Genomic DNA, 15,684 nt, shown 5'->3' with positions numbered 1-15,684 from the left:
CGTTGGTCCTGAGCCGAACTCAGCTTATCCGCGCGATTGCGAAAACCGCGAGCAGAACGACCGCAAGGAAGACTGTCAGTTCGGGATTGCTGTAGATAGTGGTCAGCATGCGCCGGACCTCCTTAAGAGATTTCATTCCGCTTTTCCTTTTCCTGAGCGGGATGAATTGGATGTCAGTGCTTCCAACACAGACATCCTCCCCGCGGGTGAGTTGTGCTCGCACGTTCACTCGCGGGTTTCGAACTTTCCTCTGGCGGGTTCCCCGCACGATCACTTCGCCCGATTCATCGACAGCCTTTCGGGTCGAGACCCGGAAACTCTCATAGAGACTGTGATGAACGAGGTGATCGAGGCTGGGGGCGAGTACTTCCTCCCGCCAGACAGGCATGCAGAGAACGCGCTTTGGGCGATCCGTCTGCATGGCGTTTTGGCGATTGGCGTCTCGGAGCTCGACGCTGTTTGCAAATGGCGGACAGCGGCAGTGGCTGCCCATCTCGCTGTGCGACAACTGACCTCGCCAGCATGGTCCCAGCCTATGGCGGTCGAAACATGAGGCCTGCCGAACTTGCTGCCAGCGAAAACAAAGCCGTTCGCCGCGCTTGGGGGGAGCAGCCCGATGGTCGCCGCTTCGCCAAGAAAAACGTGGCGGAACATGTGCGCCCCTTTCTCGGGTCGGGCCTGAGCGCAAGCGAAGTCGCCCGGCGGATCGGATGCACCCGCCCAGCCGTAACGGATGCGATCAAAAGGATAGGCGGCTCTCTGCAGCCCCGACCCGGCGACCCCTCTTAAAGTGAGCAAAGGACCAATCGATGTCGTTTACACCAGTACCACTCCCCCCAGCAAAGGCACCGGCAGGCACCGGCCTGAGTTTCAGCCTGCAATTTTTCCGGAACGTCCGCAAAGCGCGGATGACGATCCGCGCGCGGCCCGAATAAGCAGGAGAACCGACCATGAGCATCAACGCCGTAATGTGGGCATTGAAACAGGACCGCCTGTCGCCACTCGACCAACTCGCCCTAATCAAACTCGCGGATATCAGCCAACCGCATGCGCCAATCAAATGCACCTACGGTCGGATCGCCGGGATGTGCGGCGTCTCGCAGAACACCGCGTTCAACTCGGTGAAGCGACTGCAGGCTGCAGGCAAACTCACCAAGTCGCGCCGGGCGAGAGGGGTAACCATTTCCCTTTGCGCTCCGGTGAGCAGCGCGCCGGAGCCCCGAGTGCGGGAGGTGGCGCGGTGAGAGAGCTACACTCCCTCGGGAAGTACGCGGCCATGCTTGGCGAGGATGGCGGCGCCTTCAATGTCCCGCACTACCCAACCGGCGTCTTGCTACGAGTGATCGCCAGTAACGGAGGTGGCTGGGACCACGTCAGTGTCAGCCTACCGAACCGCTGCCCGAATTGGCGGGAGATGGAGCACATCAAACGCCTGTTCTTCAAAGAGGACGAAACAGCGATGCAGATTCACGTCCCGCCAGAGGACCACATCAACTGCCACCCGAACTGCCTCCACCTATGGCGCCCGCAAGACATAGAAATCCCGCGCCCGCCCGCTTGGATGGTTGCGCCCCAGAAACAATCCAGCTGAACCCGGAGCCGACCATGCACACCCCCACACCCGACGAAATCACCCACACGCCCGAGGACATCGTGCCGGACGCCGAGCTCGAGAAAGCCTACGGCCGGACGGACAAGCGCGGCGCGGTCGACTTGGCGGTGCTAAAGTATGCCCTCGGCTGGCCGGTCCCCCCGGCAACGCGCCGCGCGCTTGTGGAATGCGGCCTGATCAGCATCCGATACCCGAACCACATGGGGCAGCTAAACCGCAAGGGGAAGCACTACCTCCGCGCGATGCAAGCCGACACCACGCCCGAAACCATCCTCAAAGCCATGAACCGAAAGGAAAGCAAATGATATTCGCAAGCCCCGCATGGGATGAACTGACCGCTGAAGAACGGTACAAGCTCATGGAAGCCGCCGAGGTCTATAGCCGACCGGACGATGCCGGCCCCGAAGAGATCGCCTCCGAGATGTTCTATGTGGCGCAGGAGGTTCTCCGAGCACGCGGCATCGCAGGACGCACGGCAATCGAGAGCATGGTAGCGAAAGCCGAACGCGCAGAACTTGGCGAAGAAGCGGCCCTCTGGGCGCAGGCAGCGGTCAACGCCGCAGACGCTTTGCGGGCCGACGCAATCAATCAAGCCGATGAACCGGCAGGTCGGCTCAAGTAACCCGGAGGCATCATGGAAGTCCGAGAACTCACATTCAAAGGCGAGAGCGCCCCGAAACTCTACGCCTGCGGGAAATGCGGCAACGCTTACTCCCCAAGAAACTACGGAGGGCGAGAGGAAGTCGTGCATGCCGCCGCTCTACGGGCGGCCGAAGAATGCTGCAAGCCTCGCTTCTGTGAATGCGGCACTTCACTCGACAGAAGATGGACAGCTTGCGCACCATGCCGTGAGCGCAAAATGCTGACCAAGGCCACGGTCATCGACACAGCGGGATACAACGGGCCGGTGAGCGCGCAATGCGGCGGCGAATGGGGTGAAGGGTATTCTTCGGACATCGGGGCAATGATCGAGGCATGTCACGACGCTGGGGAGCCGGTCCCGGCTTATTGCCACCCCTGCAAAGAGCAGCGCCTAAGACTTGACCCCGTCAGCCTGCTGGAAACCGCGACTGACGACATGCACGAGGAAGCGCCCGACCAGATAGTGGACGCAGACGAACTGGTGGCCTTCATCACCTCATGGAACGAGAAGCAGACCTGCGTCTGCTACTACGAGGACCGCAGCCGCGTTATCATTATCGATCCGGTGCAATTTGACGACCTCATAGGCGGCAACGTCGACCAGCTCACCTAACCCCGGAGACGACACATGGCACATGCCCAAACACAGCAAGCCCCGATCATGGTCCGCGTCTCGCAGGCCAAGGCTGCCTTCGGCGTTCACCGCGCAACGATCTACCGCTGGGCCGCAGAAAAGCACATCAAAATCCACAAACGCGGATCGATGTCGTTCGTAGACCCGAACGAGGTGCGCGCTTTCATCATGGGGGAACAGCTGGGGGAACAAACGGCAGAGAGCGGAAATTAATGAGCGAAATCAACAAAAGATGGCGCTCCCTGAAGGATTCGAACCCTCGACCTGCCGATTAGAAGTCGGCTGCTCTATCCAGCTGAGCTAAGGGAGCACTCGGCCGCTTATAGGGGCAAGCCTTGCCCTGCATCAAGAGGAACCCGACGCGGGCCGGGTGGGTTGAGCCGTTATCGACATATAACCCAACGGAGGAAGCCATGTATCTGCGCAATATCCTACTCGGGGCCGCTGTGGCCACAGCCGGCGCCGTCGCGGCGCAGGCCGAAGGTCATATGCAAACAGCATCCGCTCAGGTGGCGGGCAATTCGGATGATATCTCAGGCACTGTTAGCCTGAACACGACCGCCTCGGGCCGGACCTTGGTCAAGATCGACGTGACGGGCGTGCCCGCGGGCACGCATGGCGTGCACTTGCATGAAGCCGGCGATTGTTCCGCAGATGATTTCAAATCTGCTGGGGGCCATATCGCGGGGGACCACCAGCATGGTGTGCTCGTCGAAGGGGGGCCGCATCCGGGTGACATGCCCAATATGGAAGTGGGAGAAGATGGCGTGCTTCAGGCCGAAGTCTTTCTCGATCTGCTCGATATCGAGACCATGATCCAAGATGACGACGGCGCGGCTTTCATTATTCATAGCGGTGCGGACGACTACGAATCGCAGCCCTCCGGCGATGCGGGTTCGCGCGTTGCCTGCGGGGCCTTTGAGGCTTCGTAAAGGGAACTGAGGCTTGGCACCCCGGTCTTATTTAATCGGGGGTGGGGTGTCGAATCGGCGTGATTGCCGCTGATCCGCGCGGGAAGACATGAAGCGGACGGCATGCCAGTGGGGTGCTGGAAAGAACCGGACTCTCGCACTCAGACTGCCGCGCAGCGGCGGGCGTAAGTCGAGAGACCAGCGCCCATGCGAGGGGTGTCATATCTAGTGGAGTGGGAGTTAAATGGTGCTGCTGGAGAGAATTGAACTCTCGCACTCAGACTGACGCATAGCGTCGGGCGTAAGTCGAGAGACCAACGCCTATGCGAGGCAGGGCATATCCAGCGGAATGATGGGTAAATGGTGCTGCTGGAGAGAATTGAACTCTCGACCTCTCCCTTACCAAGGGAGTGCTCTACCTCTGAGCTACAGCAGCGCCGTGGGCGGGTGATTAGCCGCAATCGAAAGGGGGTGCAACCCCTGATCTGGACCCTTCTTGCACCCTGCGCTAGATAGGCGGCATGGCAAAGCAAAACGCCCCGGAAAAGAATGCGAAAACACCCTCTGCGCGGGAGGCGCGGCTGAAGGCTGCGCTCAAGGCGAATATGGCCCGGCGTAAGGCGCAGGCCCGCGCGCGGGCCGAGGATGTGGCGCAGGATACAGGCAATGGCCCCGACGGGTCGGAAAAGGACAGCTGAACGATGGATTCCATTCTGGTCAAAGGCGGCGGTGCGCTGAACGGGCAAATTCCCATCGCGGGGGCCAAGAACGCCTGTCTGGCGCTGATGCCCGCAACATTGCTGAGCGAAGAGCCACTGACGTTGACCAACGCGCCGCGGCTGAGCGACATCCGCACCATGACCGAACTGCTGCGCTCTCTGGGGGCGGAAGTCACGTCAATGCAAGACGGCAAGGTCATCACGATGGCCAGCCACGGGCCGATCAATACCCGTGCGGAATATGACATCGTGCGCAAGATGCGCGCCTCTAACCTCGTGCTGGGTCCGTTGCTGGCGCGGGAAGGCCATGCCGAAGTCTCGCTGCCCGGCGGCTGCGCGATTGGCGCGCGTCCGATGGATATTCACACCGATGGGCTGGCCAAGATGGGCGCGGAAATCGATCTGCGTGACGGCTATCTCTATGCCAAGGCCGAGGGCGGCAAGCTCAAGGGCGCCGTGATCGACTTCCCTTTTGCCTCTGTCGGGGCGACCGAGAATATCTTGATGGCCGCGACTTTGGCCAAGGGCACGACCGTCATCAACAACGCCGCGCGGGAGCCTGAGATCGTCGATCTGGCGGACTGTCTGCGGGCCATGGGCGCGCAGATTGAAGGTGACGGCACACCGAGCATCACCATTCAGGGCGTCGATAGCCTGCATGGGGCGACCCATAAAGTTGTGACCGACCGTATTGAGCTTGGCACCTATATGCTGGCGCCAGCCTTTTGCGGCGGCGAAGTGGAACTGCTGGGCGGGCGTATCGACCTGTTGCAGGCGTTCTGCGAAAAGCTCGACGCGGCAGGGATCGAGGTGACTGAGACACAGGCTGGCCTCAAGGTGGCGCGGCGCAATGGGCGGATCTCGGCGGTGGACGTGACGACAGAGCCTTTCCCCGGCTTCCCGACCGACCTTCAGGCACAGATGATGGCGTTGCTCTGCACTGCCGAAGGGACCTCTGTACTGGAAGAGAAGATTTTCGAGAACCGCTTCATGCACGCCCCGGAATTGATCCGCATGGGCGCGCGGATTGATGTGCACGGCGGCACGGCCAAGGTGACTGGCGTTAAGAAACTCAAAGGCGCGCCGGTTATGGCGACCGATCTGCGGGCGTCGATCTCACTCATCCTCGCCGGGCTGGCCGCCACCGGAGAGACCACGGTCAGCCGGGTCTACCACCTTGATCGCGGCTATGAGCATGTGGTGTCCAAGCTGCGCGGCGTGGGTGCGGATATCGAAAGGATCAGCAGCAAATGACCGAAGATGCACGTTTTGAAGATGGCCGCGAAGCGCCGTTGAACCTCGGCGCATTGGATGCCGAGGATCTCACGGTGATCGCCTCGCTCACGCAAGATGCGGTGTTTCCCGCCTCTGAGATGCGCTGGCACCGCACGGGCGCGCGTTTCGCGCTGCTGCTGAACCGGCTGCGGCATGAGGATACGGGGGCCGCACGTCATGCGCCCGAGCGGGTGCAATCGGTGCTGATGTTCAACAACGTGCAGCGTGTGGCAAGCCAAGGCGTGCCCAAGGGCGATGCCGATACCATCCTCTCCCTGCTCGACATCACGTTCGAGCAAACCGACGCGCCTTCGGGCCATGTCACGCTGACCTTGGCCGGAGACGGCGCGATCCGGTTAGAGGTCGAGGCTCTGGAGGTAACGCTCAAGGATGTGACACGTCCCTATGTGGCCCCTTCAAAGAAAAGGCCCGTTCACCCCGAGTGACATCCCGTCACGGTGGCAAGGATCGCAAGATGCCGGAACTAAAACAGACTAGATTTACGCGGGGGCGCGTGGCGGCCCTGATGACCGAAGCGACGGGCTGGGCGCTTTTGCTGCTTGGTGTGGCGCTGGCGGTGCGGCATCTGTTGGGCACGGTCACCTTGCCGGGGCTTTTGGCCCCTGCCGCGGCGATTGCGGGCGGGCTGTTTGCCATTCTGGCAGCCCATGTCGCGCGCGCCGTGTTCGACAACGCCCAAGACACCCGCGCCATGCGTTTGGCGCAGCGCTCCGCCCCCAGTGCCGCTGTCAAAACATCGGGCCTGCGGGCCGAGCCCAGCCTGCGCCGCCCTTCCGCGCCTTGATACCTTTGGGCCAGCCCGCTGCGGTGGCCCCCTTTTCGAAAGCCTGACCCCATGCCCGTCACCCTTGATGCTTCCGCCCCCGATTTCGAAGCGGCCTTTGACAAACTGCTGAACGCCAAGCGCGAAGACAGCCCCGATGTCGATGCCGTGGTGGCCGAGATCATCGCCGATGTGCGTGCGCGGGGCGATGCTGCCGTGATCGACCTGTCGCAAAAGTTCGACCGCGTGACCCTCACCCCCGACAGCCTGCGCATCAGTGTTGCCGAGGTTGACGCCGCCGTCGCCGAAGTCTCCCCCGAGGACCGCAAGGCGCTGGAACTGGCCGCCGACCGCATCCGCGCCTATCACGCACGGCAGCTGCCCGAAGACGCCGAGTGGACGGATCCCGACGGCGCCACGTTGGGTTGGCGCTGGACGCCGGTTTCCGCCGCCGGCCTCTATGTGCCGGGCGGGCTGGCGAGCTATCCGTCCTCTGTCCTGATGAACGCGGTCCCGGCCAAGGTGGCGGGGGTGGAGCGTTTGGCCATGGTCGTGCCCACGCCCGATGGCGTGTTGAACCCGCTTGTGTTGCTGGCCGCCCGCATCGCCGGAGTGGATGAGATTTACCGCATCGGCGGCGCGCAGGCCGTGGCGGCGCTGGCCTATGGCACCGATACGATCCCCCCGGTGGACAAGATCACCGGCCCCGGCAACGCCTTTGTCGCCGCCGCCAAACGGCGCGTTTTCGGCAAAGTCGGCATCGACATGATCGCCGGCCCGTCGGAGATCCTTGTCATCGCCGATGGCGACAATGATCCCGATTTCATCGCCCTTGATCTGCTCAGCCAAGCCGAACATGACGAGAGCGCGCAGAGCATTCTGATCACCACCGACCCCGCCTTTGCCCGCGCGGTGGAAGAGGCGGTCGAGAAACGCCTGCTTACCCTTGAGCGTCGCGCCATCGCGGGCGCCAGCTGGCGCGACAATGGTGCGATCATCACGGTGGCTGACCTCGACGCCGCGGCGGCGCTTAGCAACCGGATCGCGCCGGAACACCTTGAGCTTTGCGTGGCGGACCCAAAGGCGCTGTCGGAAAAGATCACCCATGCGGGCGCGATCTTCCTTGGCCAATGGACGCCGGAGGCGATTGGCGATTACGTCGGCGGGCCGAACCACGTTCTGCCCACGGCGCGGTCGGCGCGCTTCTCTTCGGGGCTGTCGGTGTTGGATTTCATGAAGCGCACCACCTTGGCTCAGATGTCGCCCGAAGCCCTCAAAGCCATCGGCCCGGCGGCAGAGCGGTTGGCCCAGTCAGAGAGCCTTAAGGCGCATGGCCTGTCGGTCACCGCGCGCCTGCGCAAGCTGAACGACTAGGGCGGCGGGGCAGGGGGGGCAGAAGCCGCCTGCGCAGGAGGCAGGGCGCTGCCCGCTGTGCCCCCGGGCGCGACATTCGCCACCGGGCATGCTCTCGCGCATTGCCCCCTTCCCACCGCTGCGCTATCCACGAAATGGTATCGCCAGCAAAAAGGATGCGTCCATGACCCGCATCACCCATATCGCGCTTGATGACGCGAACATGCCGCCCCCCACGCCTGAGATCGATCAGGAGCGTAAGGTGGCCATGTTCGACCTGCTGGAAGAGAACAGCTTTGTCCTGCCCGAACGGGAGAAGGGCCCGGTGCCCGAAGGGCCTTATCATCTGTCCCTGTCCATCCGCGACAAGCGGCTGGTCTTTGATGTGGAGACCGAAGCGGCTGAAAAGGCAGCGGAATTCCACCTTTCCCTCGGCCCGTTCCGGCAGGTGGTGAAGGATTACTTCCAAATCTGCGAAAGCTATTTCGAGGCGGTCAAGAAACTGCCCCCCAGCCAGATCGAGACGATCGACATGGCCCGGCGCGGCATCCACAACGAAGGCTCCCGCGTGCTGCAAGAGCGCCTGTCGGGCAAGGCCGAGATCGACACCGACACCGCGCGGCGGCTCTTTACCCTGATCTGCGTTTTGCATTTCGGCGGATAAATGAAGCAGCTGCTGCCTCAATCCGTTCTCTTTTGCTGCGACCACAACGCCGTCCGTTCGCCCATGGCCGAAGGCTTGATGAAGAAATTCTACGGCACCGGCACCTATGTGCAGTCCGTGGGCGTCAAGAACGACATGGAGATCGACGGCTTTTCCATCGCCGTGTGCAGTGAATTGGATGTGCAGTTGGACCGGCATCGCAGCCGCAGTTTCGATGAGATGGAGGAATGGGGCGACGATCTGGGGTCATTCGATCTGATCATCGCGCTGAGCCCCGCCAGCCAGCGCCGGGCGCTGGAGCTGACGCGGTTTTACCATCTCGACGTGGAATATTGGCCGATCCTTGATCCCACGGGACTGGGCGAGAGCCGCGAGGCCAAACTCACCCAGTTTCGCGCCGCCCGCGATCAGATCGTCGGACGGCTGATTGACCGGTTCGGACCGCCGCTAAACGAAAGCTGAACAGTTAGGTGTTGGAGCAGGCCGCCGCGGCGCTCTGGCCATAGGCTTTCCACGTGCTCCAGAAGGCGTTGTCGCTTTTGTTGTCGGACTGACGCATTTCCTGCAAACGGTGCGGGTCGCGGAAAATCTTGGCGCCCTGGCGCTGATCCGAGCGCGACAACGTCTGATCCGCCACCGCTTGTACGCAGCCACAACGCGCGTGGCTGGAGCCGCGGCGCCCATCGGCCAAGCAGGCCTTTTGAATGGGTCCTGTGGCGAAAAGCACCGGCGTCGGGGAGAAACGTCCCACGGCGGCATCGCTGGAATAACGTGATCCGCCACAACCCGCCAAGACGACGAGCGCCATCAAACTTGCAACTGTCCGCATTGATTTGCCCTATTGTTTTGGACCATGGGGTTTTCCCCTTGTGGCCCGGTCTGCTCTGCCCATCACTATGCCGCAAAATGGGGCTTCGCGCAATTCTCCTTTGGGGGCAAAGCACCTTGGCCTGCGATAAAGCGCCGCGAAGGGCGCGAAGCGGGCTCTGGCACGCTCATGGCCAATTGACGCAGGCGCGGCACTGCGCCATATCCCCTTGCATGACACCGCTTGAAAATATCCGCAATTTCTCCATCGTGGCGCATATCGACCACGGCAAATCCACGCTGGCCGACCGGTTGATCCAACTCACCGGCACGGTCGCCGAACGCGACATGCAAAGCCAGCTTCTGGATAACATGGATATCGAGCGGGAGCGGGGCATCACCATCAAGGCCAACACCGTCCGCATCGAATACCCTGCCAAGGACGGCAAGACCTATGTGCTGAACCTGATCGACACGCCCGGACACGTCGACTTCGCCTATGAAGTCGCGCGCTCCATGCATGCGGTCGAAGGCTCGCTGCTGGTGGTCGACGCCACCCAGGGCGTCGAGGCGCAGACGTTGGCCAATGTCTATACCGCCATCGATGCGGATCATGAGATCGTGCCGGTCCTGAACAAGGTCGACCTGCCCGCCTCTGACCCCGACCGCGTGCGCGAACAGATCGAGGATGTGATCGGCATCGACGCCTCCGATGCCTGCCTGATCTCAGCCAAAACCGGCATCGGCATCCCCGACGTGCTAGAAGCGATCGTCAATAAACTGCCGGCACCTAAGGGCGGCGACCCCGATGCGCCACTCAAGGCGATGCTGGTGGACAGTAAATATGACCAATACCTTGGCGTCATCTGTATCGTCCGGATCATCGACGGCACCCTGAAAAAGGGCGACCGCATTCGCATGATGAAGACCGGCGGCACCTATGACGTGGACGATGTGGGCGTTTACCGGCCCAAGATGACCGGCGTCGAAAGCCTCGGCCCCGGCGAGATCGGTTATCTGAACGCCTCGATCAAACAGGTCCGCGACACCCGCGTGGGCGACACGATCACCCATGAAAAGCGCAAGTGTGAAACCCCGCTGCCGGGCTTTAAGCCCTCGGTGCCGGTGGTTTTCTGCGGTCTCTTCCCGGTCGACGCCAATGACTTCGAAGACATGCGCGATGCGATCGAAAAGCTCGCCCTGAACGATGCCTCCTTCACCTATGAGATGGAAACCTCTGCCGCGCTTGGCTTTGGCTTCCGCTGCGGTTTCCTTGGCCTGCTGCACCTCGAAGTGATCCGCGACCGGCTTGAGCGTGAGTATGACATCGACCTGATCACCACCGCCCCTTCGGTGATCTATCACGTCCATATGAAGGACGGGGAGATGCAGGAGCTGCACAACCCCGCCGACATGCCCGACATGACGCTGGTGGACCACATGCAAGAGCCGCGGATCAAGGCGACGATTCTCGTGCCCGATGAATACCTTGGCGATGTGCTGAAGCTCTGCCAAGACCGCCGCGGCATTCAAGAAGACCTGACCTATGCTGGTTCGCGGGCGATGGCCGTCTATGACCTGCCGCTGAACGAGGTGGTGTTTGATTTCTACGACCGGCTGAAGTCGGTCACCAAGGGCTACGCCAGCTTTGACTACCAGATGATCGGCTACCGGCAGGACAATCTGGTCAAGATGCAGATCCTCGTGAACGACGAGCCGGTGGATGCGCTCTCGACCATGGTGCACCGCGACCGCGCCGAGATGCGCGGCCGAGCGATGGTAGAAAAACTTAAAGACCTGATCCCGCGTCACATGTTCAAGATCCCGATCCAAGCGGCCATCGGCGGCAAAGTGATCGCGCGCGAGACGCTGTCCGCGATGCGCAAGGACGTGACGGCGAAGTGTTACGGCGGCGATGCGACGCGGAAGAAGAAGCTGCTGGAGAAGCAGAAGGCAGGTAAAAAGAAGATGCGCCAGTTCGGGAAAGTGGATATCCCGCAGGAGGCGTTTATTTCGGCGCTAAAGATGGACAGCTGAGGCTGTCCATCTCTAAGTTCAAACCAAAATTCAGTTGATCGCTTTTTTGAGCGAATGTACCTGTGCCAGTTTGCTGGCAGCTGGCTACATCAAGATGTCGCGTTTTGATGTCTGATAGTAAGTTGTTTTGCTAACATACCTGCCAGCAAGTATTCCATCTTTGGTACAACTTCTTCATTCAATTGCCCGCCATTTTCTTCGAACCGGCTGTCTCCATCTTCGAGAGCTTCGTAGTAAGGTTGACGGTTCTCAACTATTTGTTCAGGGATAGAGTATCCACCGGGGAGCAAGAATTGTTCCTTCGCGCACAGTACGAGGTATGAGGTGGCACGGGAGGTTCTACCATTGCCTTCTGTAAAGGGGTGTATCCAGTTCAATCGCCACATAACAACTGATGCCAGATGGATCCCTGAAGCTGTTTCCCAATTGTCGTTAACATAGTCACAAAGATCTTCGACTAACTCGGCGACTAAGTGGCCCTCCGGCGGGGTATGCTTGCTTTCGTTGATTATCACCCCACCAGGGCGCCAACTGCCAGCATAAGCGTCCAGCCCTTCAATCGCACAACGATTCAGATCAAGCAGCATTGAAGGCCTGAGCCTGAACCTTCCGCCCCGATCAATGCTTTCCAGAATATAGTCTCTCACTCGATCAGCTTGAAGAAGAGCATTGGCTGCTTCTTTCTCAGCCTTTTCGACCGAACCCGAGATCAGCGAGGCGGATTCCGCCTCGCTATGCCGAATGCGAAGTTCATCACTCATTTGGCTGCCAGCTTGCGTGCCTCGTTTTCCACCATTTCTTTAGTGATCATGGGGTTTTCGAAGGCTGAATTGCCGTAAGCAAAACTCATCCGCTGTTCGATCATTTCTGCGTCGCTCATCGTAGCTTTGCGTGCCTCGTTCAAAAGGTAATTGAGCTGGTTTTGTTGTTCAACAGTCATTGCTGCTTTCTCCTGTTTTCTCCACGATAACATGGATCCGCCATTTCGAAAGTCGAAAGCGAACGTGTTCCTTAGATCGTGATAAAATGGTTTTCCAGGCCCTTGATGATGTTTTAGGTTAAAATCTTCTCGCTAGTGGCGGAGCTAAGCTGACCAATATCTTTCTTTCTGATTAGTAGGTGGCAGGCATTGTCTTAGTCGCGAACCAATGTACACCGCCCCCACCATATGCGACCTTCCGCACCCAACCACCGCCGCCACAGGACCGCCACCCATGACCACCACCCCCTGCATCCTCTGCGTCGCCATCACCGGCTCCGTTCCCACCAAAGCCGCCAACCCCGCCGTGCCGATCTCGATCGCCGAGCAGGTCGAGTCGACCCACGCAGCCTTCGAAGCCGGGGCCTCCATTTGCCACGCCCATGTGCGCAACGACGATGAAACCCCATCCTCCGACCCCGAGAAATTCGCGCGGCTGATGGAAGGCGTGCAAAATCACTGCCCTGGCATGATCATCCAGTTCTCCACCGGCGGGCGCTCGGGCGCGGGGCGGGAGCGGGGTGGGATGCTCTCGCTCCGGCCCGACATGGCCTCGCTGTCGGTCGGGTCCAACAATTTCCCGACGCGGGTTTATGAGAACCCGCCGGAACTGGTCGATTGGCTGGCCTCGGAAATGAAAACCCACGCGGTCAAACCCGAGATCGAGGCCTTTGACCTCAGCCACATCCACAAAGCCGCCGAAATGAACCGCGACGGTCGCATTCCCGGCCAGCTTTATGTGCAATTCGTCATGGGCGTGAAAAACGCCATGCCGGTGGACCGTGAGACCTTTGATTTCTACATCCAGACGCTCAACCGCCTCGCGCCCGATGCGCAGTGGTGTGCCGCCGGGATCGGGCCGAACCAGATTGTGTTGAACGAATGGGCCATCGCCGCGGGCGGCCATACCCGCGCGGGGTTGGAGGATAACGTGCGGCTGGACCGCGATACGCTGGCGCCCTCCAACGCCGCGCTGATCCTGCGGGCGGCTGATTTATGTGCGAAATACGACCGCCCTATCGCCACGCCTGCACAAGCGCGTGAGATTCTGGGTCTGCGCCCGGCATAGGCTTGCCGCAAGAAGGGCGCTGCGTTGAAATGCGGGGCGGGGCAGCTATGTCCCGTTCCAGTAACCAACAGGAGCCTGAAATGTCCCAGACCCGCCGCCATTTCCTTGCCACCTCCGCCGCCGCCGCTGGCATCGTAACCCTGCTGCCCTTCGCCGCCCGTGCCGCCGCGCATAGCGGTGACACATTCGACACTAGCGCAGGGCCGATCACGGTGCATCCCGTCGACCACGCCTCTATCGTGCTAGAGACACCAGCGGGGGTGATCTATGTCGATCCAGTGGGCGAGCCCGCGCAATACAGCGACTTCCCCGCCGCCGATCTGATCCTCATCACCCATGAGCATGGCGACCACTACAACGCCGATACGCTGGCCGCGCTGGCCGGGGATGAGGTGCAGATCATCACCAACCCCGCCGTCTTTGACATGCTGCCCGAGGCGCTTGCCGCGAAGGCCAGCAAGATCGCCAATGGCGAAAGCACCGAGTTTAACGGCCTGCCGATCGACGCGATCCCGGCCTATAACATCACCGAAGAGCGCAAGAAGTTTCACCCCGAGGGGCGCGACAACGGCTATATCCTCGGCTTCGACGGCTTCCGCGTCTATATTTCGGGCGACACCGAAGACACCGCCGAGATGCGCGGGCTGACCGATATCTCGCTGGCATTCGTGTGCATGAATCTGCCGTTCACTATGGATTCAAACGCTGCCGCCTCTGCCGTGGCTGAGTTCAAACCGACTTACGTCTACCCCTATCACTTCCGGGGCAAAGATGGCGGCACGCAAGACCCCGAAGAGTTCGCCAAACGGGTCGGCACCGATGTCGAAGTCAAATTCGGCGACTGGTATTAATCTCGAACCCTTTCGGTCACGCCCCAGCGGCGTGACCGTTTTACCGGACAGGGCCGATCCATCAGATCAGCCGATTCCGGGGTGCAAAGCGGGGCGTTTGTCTCTCACACCGCCGCCCGCGCTCATTTTTCGCTTAACAAATTCAAGAGCCTAACTGCTCCCTCTTCAGATGGCTGAAGTTTCGCTTGATCGCTTTCGGTCCGCGGACTAGCGTGACCTGCGACAAATGCGAAACTATGTTTTGCATTGCGAAACAAGTCTCTGGGAGGAGCCTACATGACAATCTTTAAAAACCTGAGCTGCGCCGCAGCTCTGGCGCTGGCTGGTGGCGCGGTAAGCGCTGAAACTGTATTGATTCACGGTGAAGCTGGGCCCAACCGCGGTGCACGCGCCGACGCTTTGCAGTGGTTCGCCGATCAGGTCGCCGAGCGTTCGGACGGCGACATGCGATTCGACATCCAGTGGGGCGGGGCGCTGTTCAAAGCCAACGCCGCTGTGCAATCCATCGCCGATGGCGTGGCCGACACCGGTTCGGTCATCGCAGTCTACTACCCGCAAGAGATGGCCGGCTACGGCATCGCCGACCTGCCGGTGAACAACCCCGACGCTTGGGTCGGCATGCGCGCCACGGATGAGCTGATGCGCTCCAGCCAAGCGATCCAAGACGATCTGGCCGACAAGAACCTCGTCTATATCGGCACTTGGACCACCAGCCAGGTAAACATCGGCTGCAAGGGCGGCGCGATCAAATCCGTGGCGGATATCTCGGGCAAGAAGGTCCGCGGCGTGGGTGCTTACGGTAAGGTTTTCGGCGAGCAGGGCGCGAACATGGTCAACATGTCGATCTATGACGCCTACCAAGGGCTCGACACCGGGCTGATCGACTGTTCGCAGGGCTACAGCTATGCCGTGGCGGCCCTGAAGCAGGCCGAGGTGATGGACAGCTACACGATCCTCGACTGGGGTCAGGTCGGCGGTCTGGGCATCTTCATGAACAAGGACATGCACGACAGCCTGACGCCTGAGCAGCAGGAAACGCTGGCCTCTGTCGGGTCCGACATGGCGGATGAGTTTGGCCGAATGATCACAGAGGCCAACGACAACGCTATCGCTTCGATGAAAGAGCAGGGCGTCGAAGTCATCACCCTTCCCGGAGAAGACCGCACGCAACTCGTTGAAGCTGGCAAGAAGTTCCTCGACGAATGGGTGCAAACTGCCAGCTCTGCCGGTCTGCCGGGCGACGAACTGCTGGAAGAGTATAAGGGCCTTATCGCCAAATACACCGAGCAGCGCGATGCCGATGGCTATCCTTGGGAAGCCAAAAGCAACTGATCGCTAACCTAGGGA

22 protein-coding genes and 2 tRNA genes are annotated in these 15,684 nt (G+C 60.7%); 19 read left to right on the top strand and 5 right to left on the bottom strand.

The genetic code is table 11. From position 1 onward, the window contains the following. The first annotated feature begins 334 nt into the window (after positions 1 to 334). The 7 genes from T8A63_RS15140 to T8A63_RS15110 all read left to right on the top strand — a co-directional run bounded on the left by T8A63_RS15140 (position 335) and on the right by T8A63_RS15110 (position 3,101). Positions 335 to 553 (top strand): hypothetical protein, encoded by a 219-nt coding sequence (locus T8A63_RS15140; protein ID WP_322344285.1) that lies wholly within the window; start codon positions 335 to 337, stop codon positions 551 to 553. A 397-nt stretch (positions 554 to 950) separates the two neighbouring features. Further along, positions 951 to 1,244: a hypothetical protein gene (locus T8A63_RS15135; RefSeq protein ID WP_322344284.1), complete on the top strand. Its 294-nt coding sequence runs from the start codon at positions 951 to 953 to the stop codon at positions 1,242 to 1,244. Next, on the top strand, positions 1,241 to 1,591 hold the full coding sequence (locus tag T8A63_RS15130; protein WP_322344283.1) for a hypothetical protein: 351 nt from the start codon (positions 1,241 to 1,243) through the stop codon (positions 1,589 to 1,591). The genes T8A63_RS15135 and T8A63_RS15130 overlap by 4 nt, the downstream gene beginning before the upstream one ends. Positions 1,592 to 1,605: 14 nt before the next feature. After that, on the top strand, positions 1,606 to 1,917 hold the full coding sequence (locus tag T8A63_RS15125) for a hypothetical protein (RefSeq protein ID WP_322344282.1): 312 nt from the start codon (positions 1,606 to 1,608) through the stop codon (positions 1,915 to 1,917). Beyond that, positions 1,914 to 2,234, top strand: coding sequence for a hypothetical protein (locus T8A63_RS15120; protein WP_322344281.1), 321 nt, complete (start codon positions 1,914 to 1,916; stop codon positions 2,232 to 2,234). Before T8A63_RS15125 ends, T8A63_RS15120 begins: the two co-directional genes overlap by 4 nt. Positions 2,235 to 2,471: 237 nt before the next feature. Continuing rightward, entirely contained in the window at positions 2,472 to 2,867 is a 396-nt protein-coding gene (locus tag T8A63_RS15115) for a hypothetical protein (RefSeq protein ID WP_322344280.1), read from the top strand. Between the two features lie 15 nt (positions 2,868 to 2,882). Next, on the top strand, positions 2,883 to 3,101 hold the full coding sequence (locus tag T8A63_RS15110; protein ID WP_322344279.1) for a helix-turn-helix domain-containing protein: 219 nt from the start codon (positions 2,883 to 2,885) through the stop codon (positions 3,099 to 3,101). Positions 3,102 to 3,121: 20 nt separating this feature from the next. Here T8A63_RS15110 and T8A63_RS15105 read toward each other — a convergent pair. Continuing rightward, a tRNA-Arg gene (locus T8A63_RS15105) sits at positions 3,122 to 3,198 on the bottom strand. Positions 3,199 to 3,301: 103 nt separating this feature from the next. On the opposite strand from T8A63_RS15105, the gene T8A63_RS15100 reads away from it, so the two are divergent. After that, on the top strand, positions 3,302 to 3,820 hold the full coding sequence (locus T8A63_RS15100; RefSeq protein ID WP_322344278.1) for a superoxide dismutase family protein: 519 nt from the start codon (positions 3,302 to 3,304) through the stop codon (positions 3,818 to 3,820). A 340-nt stretch (positions 3,821 to 4,160) separates the two neighbouring features. On the opposite strand, the gene T8A63_RS15095 is transcribed toward T8A63_RS15100, so the two are convergent. Further along, positions 4,161 to 4,235: transfer RNA gene (locus T8A63_RS15095), tRNA-Thr, on the bottom strand. Positions 4,236 to 4,320: 85 nt separating this feature from the next. On the opposite strand from T8A63_RS15095, the gene T8A63_RS15090 reads away from it, so the two are divergent. From T8A63_RS15090 to T8A63_RS15060, 7 genes are all read left to right on the top strand, one after another. Next, positions 4,321 to 4,497 (top strand): hypothetical protein, encoded by a 177-nt coding sequence (locus tag T8A63_RS15090; protein ID WP_162931795.1) that lies wholly within the window; start codon positions 4,321 to 4,323, stop codon positions 4,495 to 4,497. Positions 4,498 to 4,500: 3 nt separating this feature from the next. After that, entirely contained in the window at positions 4,501 to 5,772 is a 1,272-nt protein-coding gene (gene murA / locus T8A63_RS15085; protein ID WP_120350217.1) for a UDP-N-acetylglucosamine 1-carboxyvinyltransferase, read from the top strand. After that, complete coding sequence (locus T8A63_RS15080; RefSeq protein ID WP_067623929.1) at positions 5,769 to 6,239, top strand: DUF2948 family protein; 471 nt, start codon at positions 5,769 to 5,771, stop codon at positions 6,237 to 6,239. Before murA ends, T8A63_RS15080 begins: the two co-directional genes overlap by 4 nt. 29 nt (positions 6,240 to 6,268) lie before the next feature. Beyond that, complete coding sequence (locus tag T8A63_RS15075; protein WP_120350219.1) at positions 6,269 to 6,598, top strand: hypothetical protein; 330 nt, start codon at positions 6,269 to 6,271, stop codon at positions 6,596 to 6,598. Between the two features lie 51 nt (positions 6,599 to 6,649). Continuing rightward, positions 6,650 to 7,951 (top strand): histidinol dehydrogenase, encoded by a 1,302-nt coding sequence (hisD, locus tag T8A63_RS15070; RefSeq protein WP_322344277.1) that lies wholly within the window; start codon positions 6,650 to 6,652, stop codon positions 7,949 to 7,951. Between the two features lie 139 nt (positions 7,952 to 8,090). Beyond that, positions 8,091 to 8,594 (top strand): UPF0262 family protein, encoded by a 504-nt coding sequence (locus tag T8A63_RS15065; RefSeq protein WP_260012785.1) that lies wholly within the window; start codon positions 8,091 to 8,093, stop codon positions 8,592 to 8,594. Continuing rightward, positions 8,595 to 9,056: a low molecular weight phosphatase family protein gene (locus T8A63_RS15060; protein ID WP_067939435.1), complete on the top strand. Its 462-nt coding sequence runs from the start codon at positions 8,595 to 8,597 to the stop codon at positions 9,054 to 9,056. A 4-nt stretch (positions 9,057 to 9,060) separates the two neighbouring features. On the opposite strand, the gene T8A63_RS15055 is transcribed toward T8A63_RS15060, so the two are convergent. Continuing rightward, entirely contained in the window at positions 9,061 to 9,423 is a 363-nt protein-coding gene (locus T8A63_RS15055; RefSeq protein ID WP_067623915.1) for a hypothetical protein, read from the bottom strand. 212 nt (positions 9,424 to 9,635) lie between these two features. Between T8A63_RS15055 and lepA the strand changes: the two genes are divergently transcribed. Next, a complete protein-coding gene (lepA, locus tag T8A63_RS15050) occupies positions 9,636 to 11,438 on the top strand; it encodes a translation elongation factor 4 (protein ID WP_322344276.1) in 1,803 nt (600 codons plus the stop codon). 89 nt (positions 11,439 to 11,527) lie between these two features. Here the strand turns inward: lepA and T8A63_RS15045 are convergent, their stop codons facing one another. Then, positions 11,528 to 12,199 (bottom strand): Fic family protein, encoded by a 672-nt coding sequence (locus T8A63_RS15045; RefSeq protein WP_322344275.1) that lies wholly within the window; start codon positions 12,197 to 12,199, stop codon positions 11,528 to 11,530. After that, positions 12,196 to 12,378: a hypothetical protein gene (locus tag T8A63_RS15040; RefSeq protein ID WP_322344274.1), complete on the bottom strand. Its 183-nt coding sequence runs from the start codon at positions 12,376 to 12,378 to the stop codon at positions 12,196 to 12,198. Before T8A63_RS15040 ends, T8A63_RS15045 begins: the two co-directional genes overlap by 4 nt. 274 nt (positions 12,379 to 12,652) lie before the next feature. Between T8A63_RS15040 and T8A63_RS15035 the strand changes: the two genes are divergently transcribed. The 3 genes from T8A63_RS15035 to T8A63_RS15025 all read left to right on the top strand — a co-directional run bounded on the left by T8A63_RS15035 (position 12,653) and on the right by T8A63_RS15025 (position 15,669). Continuing rightward, positions 12,653 to 13,486 (top strand): 3-keto-5-aminohexanoate cleavage protein, encoded by an 834-nt coding sequence (locus T8A63_RS15035; RefSeq protein ID WP_322344273.1) that lies wholly within the window; start codon positions 12,653 to 12,655, stop codon positions 13,484 to 13,486. 80 nt (positions 13,487 to 13,566) lie between these two features. Next, positions 13,567 to 14,337, top strand: a complete 771-nt coding sequence (locus T8A63_RS15030; protein WP_067940103.1) for an MBL fold metallo-hydrolase — start codon at positions 13,567 to 13,569, stop codon at positions 14,335 to 14,337. Positions 14,338 to 14,613: 276 nt separating this feature from the next. Beyond that, positions 14,614 to 15,669 (top strand): C4-dicarboxylate TRAP transporter substrate-binding protein, encoded by a 1,056-nt coding sequence (locus T8A63_RS15025; RefSeq protein ID WP_322344272.1) that lies wholly within the window; start codon positions 14,614 to 14,616, stop codon positions 15,667 to 15,669. Positions 15,670 to 15,684: the final 15 nt, after the last annotated feature.

Origin of the sequence: Sulfitobacter sp. OXR-159, from assembly GCF_034377145.1 — a bacterium.
In the GTDB taxonomy this organism is placed as follows: Bacteria; Pseudomonadota; Alphaproteobacteria; order Rhodobacterales; family Rhodobacteraceae; genus Sulfitobacter.
This window is presented reverse-complemented; position numbering and strand designations above follow the sequence as displayed.